At 71.6% G+C, this 8482-nt stretch carries 6 protein-coding genes; 5 read left to right on the top strand and 1 reads right to left on the bottom strand.

Annotation, left to right across the window (positions count from 1 at the left end; translation table 11 throughout):
* Positions 1–344: 344 nt before the first annotated feature.
* From ACFU5F_RS41480 to ACFU5F_RS41500, 5 genes are all read left to right on the top strand, one after another.
* Positions 345–1142 (top strand): MIP/aquaporin family protein, encoded by a 798-nt coding sequence (locus tag ACFU5F_RS41480; protein ID WP_383898754.1) that lies wholly within the window; start codon positions 345–347, stop codon positions 1140–1142.
* Between the two features lie 99 nt (positions 1143–1241).
* A complete protein-coding gene (gene glpK, locus ACFU5F_RS41485) occupies positions 1242–2780 on the top strand; it encodes a glycerol kinase GlpK (RefSeq protein ID WP_383898756.1) in 1539 nt (512 codons plus the stop codon).
* A gap of 64 nt (positions 2781–2844) precedes the next feature.
* A complete protein-coding gene (locus tag ACFU5F_RS41490) occupies positions 2845–4461 on the top strand; it encodes an FAD-dependent oxidoreductase (protein ID WP_383898757.1) in 1617 nt (538 codons plus the stop codon).
* A 325-nt stretch (positions 4462–4786) separates the two neighbouring features.
* Positions 4787–5458: a FadR/GntR family transcriptional regulator gene (locus ACFU5F_RS41495; RefSeq protein WP_059082048.1), complete on the top strand. Its 672-nt coding sequence runs from the start codon at positions 4787–4789 to the stop codon at positions 5456–5458.
* A 157-nt stretch (positions 5459–5615) separates the two neighbouring features.
* Positions 5616–6641, top strand: coding sequence for a PAC2 family protein (locus tag ACFU5F_RS41500; RefSeq protein ID WP_383898759.1), 1026 nt, complete (start codon positions 5616–5618; stop codon positions 6639–6641).
* A gap of 118 nt (positions 6642–6759) precedes the next feature.
* Here ACFU5F_RS41500 and ACFU5F_RS41505 read toward each other — a convergent pair whose 3' ends face one another.
* Complete coding sequence (locus ACFU5F_RS41505) at positions 6760–7758, bottom strand: superoxide dismutase (protein ID WP_383898761.1); 999 nt, start codon at positions 7756–7758, stop codon at positions 6760–6762.
* Positions 7759–8482 lie beyond the last annotated feature (724 nt).

The following is an 8482-nucleotide window of genomic DNA, read 5'->3' on the forward strand; positions in this document are numbered from 1 at the left end:
GGCCGGGACACCCCGCGGGGTGTCCCGGCCCTCGCCGTGCCCGCGCGTGCCCTCCTGCCCCGCCCGGCCGTCGCCCCGCCCGGCCGTCGCCCCGCCCAGCCGTCGCCCTGCCCGGCCATCGGGCTGCCGGCGTGGGCCCTTAGCAGCAGTTTCAAGATCGATGGGCCTGTTCGATCAATAACGATCGCGTTTTCGACAACAGAGCTCTTGACGCACCTGAGCCACCGAGCAAGACTCCCGTCCATCGGTCGACATTGTCGAACACCTACCGGCAATACGCGCTAGAGTGTGACAACGCCATGGGCCGAACTCTTTCCCCTGGACGAAGGACAAAGGAGTCGCGGGTGTCCAGCTCCGACATCTTCATCGGCGAGACCATCGGTACCGCCCTACTCATCCTGCTCGGCGGCGGCGTCTGTGCGGCCGTCACGCTGAAGGCCTCCAAGGCCCGTAACGCCGGTTGGCTCGCCATCACCTTCGGGTGGGGTTTCGCCGTTCTGACGGCCGTCTACACCTCCGCGCCGCTTTCCGGCGCCCACCTGAACCCGGCCGTCACCCTCGCGCTCGCACTGAAGAAGGACGGCATACCCTGGGGCGACGTCCCGATCTACTGGGGCGGTCAGCTGCTCGGCGCGATGATCGGCGCGGCACTGGTCTGGGTCGCCTACTACGGCCAGTTCCACGCCCACCTCACCGACCGCGAGATCGTCGGCGAGCCGGCGGAGGCCGCCAGGACCAAGTCCGTGGAGGCCCGGGAGAAGGGCGCCGGCCCCGTGCTCGGCGTCTTCTCCACCGGCCCCGAGGTTCGCGTCGCCTGGCAGAACGTCGCCACCGAGGTCATCGGCACCATCGTGCTCGTCCTCGCGGTCCTGACGCAGGGCCTGAACGGCGACGGCAAGGGCCTCGGCACGCTCGGCGCCCTGATCACCGCGCTCGTCGTGGTCTCCATCGGTCTGTCCCTCGGTGGCCCGACCGGTTACGCGATCAACCCGGCCCGTGACCTCGGTCCGCGCATCGTGCACGCCCTGCTGCCCCTGCCCAACAAGGGCGGGTCGGACTGGAGCTACGCCTGGGTCCCGGTGGTCGGTCCCCTGATCGGTGCCGCCATCGCCGCAGGCCTCTACAACGTCGCATTCGCCTGAGAAACCCGTTGAGCCGCCGTTCCGCGGGCCCGTCCGCGGAACGCTCAGCACGCGCCGTACGTACAGCCCGTTGACCAGTTGACCTTTCAGGAGCACACCGTGACCGACGCGCACACCGCCGGCCCCTTCATCGCCGCGATCGACCAGGGCACGACCTCGTCCCGCTGTATCGTCTTCGACCGCGACGGACGCATCGTCTCCGTCGACCAGAAGGAGCACGAGCAGATCTTCCCGAAGCCGGGCTGGGTCGAGCACGACGCCACCGAGATCTGGACGAACGTCCAGGAGGTCGTCGCCGGGGCCATCGAGAAGGCCGGCATCACCCGTGACGACATCAAGGCCATCGGCATCACCAACCAGCGCGAGACCACGCTGCTCTGGGACAAGAACACCGGTGAGCCCGTCCACAACGCCATCGTCTGGCAGGACACCCGCACCGACGCCCTCTGCCGCGAGCTCGGCCGCAACGTCGGCCAGGACCGGTTCCGCCGCGAGACCGGCCTGCCGCTGGCCTCGTACTTCGCCGGCCCGAAGGCCCGCTGGCTGCTCGACAACGTCGAGGGCCTGCGCGAGCGCGCCGAGGCCGGCGACATCCTCTTCGGCACCATGGACACCTGGGTCATCTGGAACCTGACGGGCGGTGTCGACGGCGGCAAGCACTACACCGACGTCACCAACGCCTCCCGCACCATGCTGATGAACCTGCACACGCTGCAGTGGGACGAGAAGATCGCCGAGTCCATCGGTGTCCCGCTGTCGATGCTCCCGGAGATCCGCTCCTCCGCCGAGGTGTACGGCGAGGTCACCGGCGGCCGCCTCGGCGACCTGCTCGGCGGCATCCCGGTCGCCTCCGCGCTCGGCGACCAGCAGGCGGCCCTGTTCGGCCAGACCTGCTTCGACGAGGGCGAGGCCAAGTCGACGTACGGCACCGGCACGTTCATGCTCCTGAACACCGGTGAGAAGATCATCAACTCCTACAGCGGCCTGCTGACCACGGTCGGCTACCGGATCGGCGACCAGAAGCCGGTCTACGCCCTGGAGGGCTCGATCGCCGTCACCGGTTCGCTGGTGCAGTGGATGCGCGACCAGATGGGCCTGATCTCCACCGCCGCCGAGATCGAGACGCTGGCGCTCTCGGTCGAGGACAACGGCGGCGCGTACTTCGTACCGGCCTTCTCCGGTCTGTTCGCCCCGTACTGGCGCTCCGACGCCCGCGGTGTGATCGCCGGTCTCACCCGGTACGTCACCAAGGCGCACCTCGCGCGCGCCGTCCTGGAGGCCACCGCCTGGCAGACCCGTGAGATCACGGACGCCATGACCAAGGACTCGGGCGTCGAGCTCGCGGCCCTCAAGGTCGACGGCGGCATGACCTCCAACAACCTGCTGATGCAGACGCTCTCGGACTTCCTGGACGCCCCCGTGGTGCGCCCGATGGTCGCCGAGACCACCTGCCTCGGCGCGGCCTACGCCGCCGGTCTCGCCGTCGGCTTCTGGACCAACACCGACGATCTGCGCGCCAACTGGCGGCGGGCCGCCGAGTGGACCCCCCGCATGGACGCGGAGACCCGCGACCGTGAGTACAAGAGCTGGCTCAAGGCCGTCGAGCGGACCATGGGCTGGCTCGAGGACGAGAACTGACGAGAGCTGAGCCAGAGCCCGCGACGGCTCCGACACCGGCTCTGATGAGGAGTAATAACCCGACATGACCAGTCAGACCACCCTGCAGACCCTGCCTGCCCTGGGGACGCGCCCGGCGTCCGGCTCGAACCCGAGCCGTGCCGAGACCCGGGAACAGCTCTCCAAGGCGTCGTACGACCTCCTCGTGATCGGCGGCGGCATCCTGGGCATCTCGACCGCCTGGCACGCCGCGCAGTCCGGGCTCAGGGTGGCTCTGGTCGACGCCGGCGACTTCGCCGGCGCCACCTCCTCCGCCTCTTCCAAGCTGCTCCACGGCGGCTTGCGCTATCTGCAGACCGGCGCGGTGAAGCTGGTGGCGGAGAACCACTTCGAGCGCCGTGCGGTGTCCCGCCAGGTGGCCCCCCACCTGGCGAACCCGCTCACGTTCTACCTCCCCGTGTACAAGGGCGGGCCGCACGGCGCGGCGAAGCTCGGGGCGGGCGTCTTCGCCTACTCGGCGCTGTCGGCCTTCGGTGACGGCGTGGGACACCTGCTCTCGCCGTCGAAGGCCGCGCAGGACGTGCCCGAGCTGCGCACCGACAACCTCAAGGCCGTGGCCGTGTACGGCGACGACCAGATGAACGACTCCCGGATGGCGCTGATGACGGTCCGCGCGGCCGTCGAGTCGGGTGCCGTCGTCCTGAACCACGCCGAGGTCACCGGACTGCGGTTCACCCGCGGCCGGGTGACCGGTGCCGAGCTGCGCGACCGGCTGTCCGGCGACGAGTTCGGCGTCAGCGCCCGGCTCGTGCTCAACGCGACCGGGCCGTGGGTCGACCACCTGCGCAGGATGGAGAACCCGGACGCGGCTCCCTCCATCCGGCTGTCCAAGGGCGCGCACCTGGTCCTGAAGCGGACGGCTCCGTGGAAGGCCGCGCTCGCCACGCCCATCGACAAGTACCGCATCACCTTCGCCCTCCCCTGGGAGGACATGCTGCTGCTCGGCACGACCGACGAGATGTACGAGGGCGACCCGGGCGATGTCGCGGTCAACGACAAGGACATAGCCCAGATCCTGGACGAGGCCGCGTTCTCCATCCGGGACCAGCAGCTCGACCGGAATCTGATCACGTACTCCTTCGCCGGTCTGCGGGTGCTGCCGGGCGGTCCCGGTGACACCGCGAAGGCCAAGCGCGAGACGGTCGTCACCGAGGGCCGGGGCGGCATGCTGTCCGTCGCGGGCGGCAAGTGGACGACCTTCCGGCACATCGGCCGCACGATCATGAAGAAGCTGGAGGCGCTGCCGGGGCACCCGCTGGGTGAGGACTTCGAGCCGGTCGGCTCGCTGCCGAAGAAGCTGCCCCTGCCGGGGGTCGCCAACCCGCGCGCGGTCGCCCACCGGCTGCTCGTCGACCACCCGGCGCCCGGCCCCCGTATGGGCGCCGACACCGCCCGGCACCTGGCCACGCACTACGGTTCGCTGGCCTTCGACATCGCCCGCCTCGCCAACGAGAACCCCGAGCTGGGCGAGCGCGTCCACCCGGACGCCCCCGAGATCTGGGCGCAGGTCGTCTACGCCCGCGACACCGAGTGGGCCGAGACCGCCGACGACGTGCTGCGGCGCCGGACGACCCTGACGATACGGGGGCTGGCGACGGACGAGGTCCGCGCGAAGGTCCAGGACCTGCTCGACAAGAAGTGACCGGATCCCGGTGCCGGCCCCTCCCCTGACCGGGGTCGGCACCGCACGCAAGGGCGGCTCCGCATCGGTGGAGCCGCCCTTGCGCGTGGCAGCACAGGGGTGGGACCGGGCGGGCCGGCCTGATCCTGTCCCTCGCCCACGCTGCTCGGCGGACGTACGCGACACGGTTGCCCAGGGGCGGGTGCTGACGCGCGGGCTCTACCTCGCCCGTCACGACGAGGCCGCGGGCCCGGCCGATCTGGAGACTTTGGCCTGATAGAGGCGATGGAGCGTCCATAATGGCCTGAGACATCGGATGTCTGAACGACAAGGGAGGGGTTCGCCCATGGCAGTCACCGACGAGGCGATCGAGAAGATCAAGGGGATGATCGTCTCCGGCGCCCTGCGCCCCGGCGACCGGCTCCCGAAGGAGAGTGAGCTGGCCGCCGACCTCGGACTGTCCCGCAACTCCCTGCGCGAGGCCGTACGCGCCCTGTCCCTGATCCGCATCCTCGACGTACGGCAGGGCGACGGCACCTATGTCACCAGTCTCGACCCCCAGCTCCTGCTCGAAGCACTGAGTTTCGTCGTCGACTTCCACCGCGACGACACGGTCCTGGAGTTCCTCGCCGTGCGCCGCATACTCGAACCCGCGGCGACGGCGATGGCCGCCCTGAGGATCAGCGAGCAGCAGCTGGACGCGCTGGCGACCCAGCTGGACAGGCTCGGCACCGCACCGTCGGTGGAGGAACTGGTCGCCTGCGACCTGGAGTTCCACCGGGGCATCGTGCAGAGCTCCGGCAACTCGGTCCTGTGCTCCCTCCTCGACGGCCTGTCGGGGCCGACCACCCGGGCCCGCATCTGGCGCGGCCTGACCCAGGAGGACGCCGTCAGCCGGACCCTGCACGAGCACCGCGCCATCCTGGCCGCCCTGCGCGACCGCGACGCCGACGCCGCGCGTTCCTGGGCCACGGTGCACATCGCGAGCGTGGAGCAGTGGCTGCGGTCCACGCTCTGAGAAGTCGATCACCGCGAGCCTCGCCGCCCGGGAGGGTTTGTGCCGTGCGAACGGGGCATTGATCCGTTCACTCCCCCGTGCAAGGGGGCTGCGGAGGCTCCCGCCGCACGCCGTAAGGTTGGGGCGTACGCGAGGGCACGTCGGAAGGAGGCGCTGGGTGATCGAGCTGGAGGGGGTTCCCGAGCTGATCGACCCAGTGATGGTGGCCGCGTTCGAAGGCTGGAACGACGCCGGCGACGCCGCCTCCACCGCGGTCGCGCATCTGGACAAGGAGTGGAAGGGCGAGGTGTTCGCGGCGCTGGACGCCGAGGACTACTACGACTTCCAGGTGAACCGCCCCACGGTGTGGCTGGACGGCGGCGTGCGGAAGATCACCTGGCCGACGACAAGGTTGTCGGTGGTCCGGGTCGGCGGCGACAAGCCCCGCGATCTCGTACTCGTCCGGGGCATCGAACCGTCGATGCGCTGGCGCTCATTCTGCAACGAGCTGCTGGGCTTCGCCCACGAGCTGGGCGTGGAGCTGGTGGTCATCATGGGCGCGCTGCTCGGGGACACCCCGCACACCCGTCCGGTCCCGGTCAGCGGCGTCACGTCCGACCCGGACCTGGCACAGCGGATGGACCTGGAGGAGACCAAGTACGAGGGGCCCACGGGCATCGTCGGGATCCTCCAGGAGGCGTGCACGCACGCGGGCGTGCCGGCCGTCTCGCTCTGGGCCGCGGTGCCGCACTACGTGTCGCAGCCGCCGAACCCGAAGGCGACGCTGGCCCTCCTGAACCGGCTGGAGGACCTGATCGACGTGCGCATCCCGCTGGGCGAGCTGCCCGAGGACGCGCGCGCCTGGCAGGTGGGCGTGGACCAGCTGGCGGCGGAGGACAGCGAGGTCGCCGAGTACGTGCAGACGCTGGAGGAGGCACGGGACACGGCGGAGCTGCCGGAGGCGTCCGGCGAGGCGATCGCGCGCGAGTTCGAGCGGTATCTGCGGCGCCGTGACGGGGGCGGGCCGACGCCGGGCGGTCACGCCACGGTCGACGGCGGCGACGGGACCACCGGAGCGTGGAACCCCAAGGACAATCCCGGCGGGCGTACGCGGCCGCCGAAGCCGGCGCGGCCCGAGGCCGACACCGAGGCGGGGTCCGGGACCGAGGCCGGAGCCGAGGACGAGGATTCGTCGGACGACTGAACGCCACCGGGGGCGAGGCGGGTGCCTCGACGCGGTGACCGCGGGTCGTCGTGGCCGATCGCGCGGTTCCCCGCGCCCGTCGCGGGGCACGGGGAACCGGCCGGCGGTCACCGCACGCTCAGCGCTTCACCGCCACCACCGCGTACGCCGTGTCCGGGGTCGGCGTCGTCGTGAAGCGGGCGTTGGGCAGGTAGAGGCGGCGCCCGTGGGCCGCGGCCGTCGTCGGGACGTCGAAGCCGGCGTCGATGAGACGGTCCTCGAAGATGCCGCTGCGACCGTCTCCGGAGAGCTTGAACACATCGATCGCGTTCTGACGGTTCTGGACGACGTAGAGCCGCCGTCCGAGGAGCAGCAGGCCGTCGCCGTTGGTGAGGGGTGCCGCGTCGCCGAGGTCGACGAGTTCGGTGACACCGGTCCTGGGGTCGACCCGGTGCAGGCCGCCGGCGCCGGACTGGACGACGAGGAGCGCCTTGCCGTCCGGGGTGCCGGTGATGCCGTTGGCGTTGACGACCTCACCGGGAGCCTGGGACCAGTCGCCGCTCAGGGTGAGCGTCACGACCTTGTCCGGGGCCGGCAGCCGCCCGTGGGCGCCGAGGGGCAGGGCGTACAGGGCGGGCTGGAAGGAGTCGGTGAACCAGGCGGCGCGCACGGTGAGGAAGACGTCGTTGGCGAAGGTCGGCGTCTTCGTGGTGAGCCGGTACGACGCGAGGATCGCGCCGGTGCGGGCGTCCACCACCCGGGCGCCCTGCGCCCGCCCGGCGACGAACAACCGCCCCCTGTCGTCGAGTTTGAGCCCGACGGAGGGCGTGCCTGGGCCCGCGGAGATGATGCCGCCCTCGCCGGTGCGCAGGTCGGCGCGGTAGAGGGAGCCGTCGCCGAGGGAGCCCAGGTAGGCGTGGTGGCCGCCGATGGTGATGCCCTCGGGGCGGAAGCCGTTGGGCAGCGGGATGCGGTCGGGCCACGTGCTCCCGGAGGCGGAGGCCGAGGCGGTCGCGGCCGAGGACCCGACGAGCAGGGCGCCCGCGGTGGCGGCGGACGCCGTGAGCAGGGTGCGCCGGCTGAGGTGACCGGCGGAGGGGGGTTGCGGGGCTTGCGGGGGGTGCGAGGGCGGTGCCACTGATCGTCCCTTCCACGAAGGGACCGGCAGCTGGCCGGTCCGGCCTTTCGACTGACGTCTGTCACCCCATCACATGCCGACCGGCCGCGCAGCCCTTCACCGCGCGACCGACAGGGCCTTGACAGCCCCCGGAGCGACTTGCCGCCGGACCGTGCGGGTCCGGCCGATGCGGGGCACGTGTGCCGGATGAGGCCGGGCGCCTGGGCCAGGAGTGCCGTGCCCATTCCGGTGCGCGGAACCGGCGGGAGCCGTACGCGATGACGGCCCGGGGGCGGTCGACCACGTGGCCAGGGGCGCATGGACCGGAACCGGGGAAGGCCGACCGGGACCGAGGGGAGGCGGCGCCGAGCCGAGCGCATACCTCGGCGAGCGGCCTGGGGGCGGGGCCGAGGGGGTCGGACCAGGACCGAGAGGGGCGACCCGGACCGAAGGGGGGTGGCGCCCGTACCGAGGGAGTGGCGCCCGCTTCCAGCGAGGCGGCGCTCGAGTCGCGCACGCACCTCGGCAAGGGGCCTGGGGGCGGGGCCGACGGACGCCGGCGCCGGGGCCGATGGCGCTTCTCGACGACGGGCGTGCGCAGGGCGGTCGCCGTGAACTCCCGCCCGGGTCCGCCCTCTTCACGTCCGGGCGGAAGGGTCGGGAACTCCGGTCCGACCGCCCACGGGCGCCCCCGATCCGCCAGGTGTCCCCCGCCGGGGAAAGCGGCAGGGTGCCTCCTCCAGCT

Origin of the sequence: Streptomyces sp. NPDC057438 (assembly GCF_042802995.1) — a bacterium.
In the GTDB taxonomy this organism is placed as follows: Bacteria; Actinomycetota; Actinomycetes; order Streptomycetales; family Streptomycetaceae; genus Streptomyces.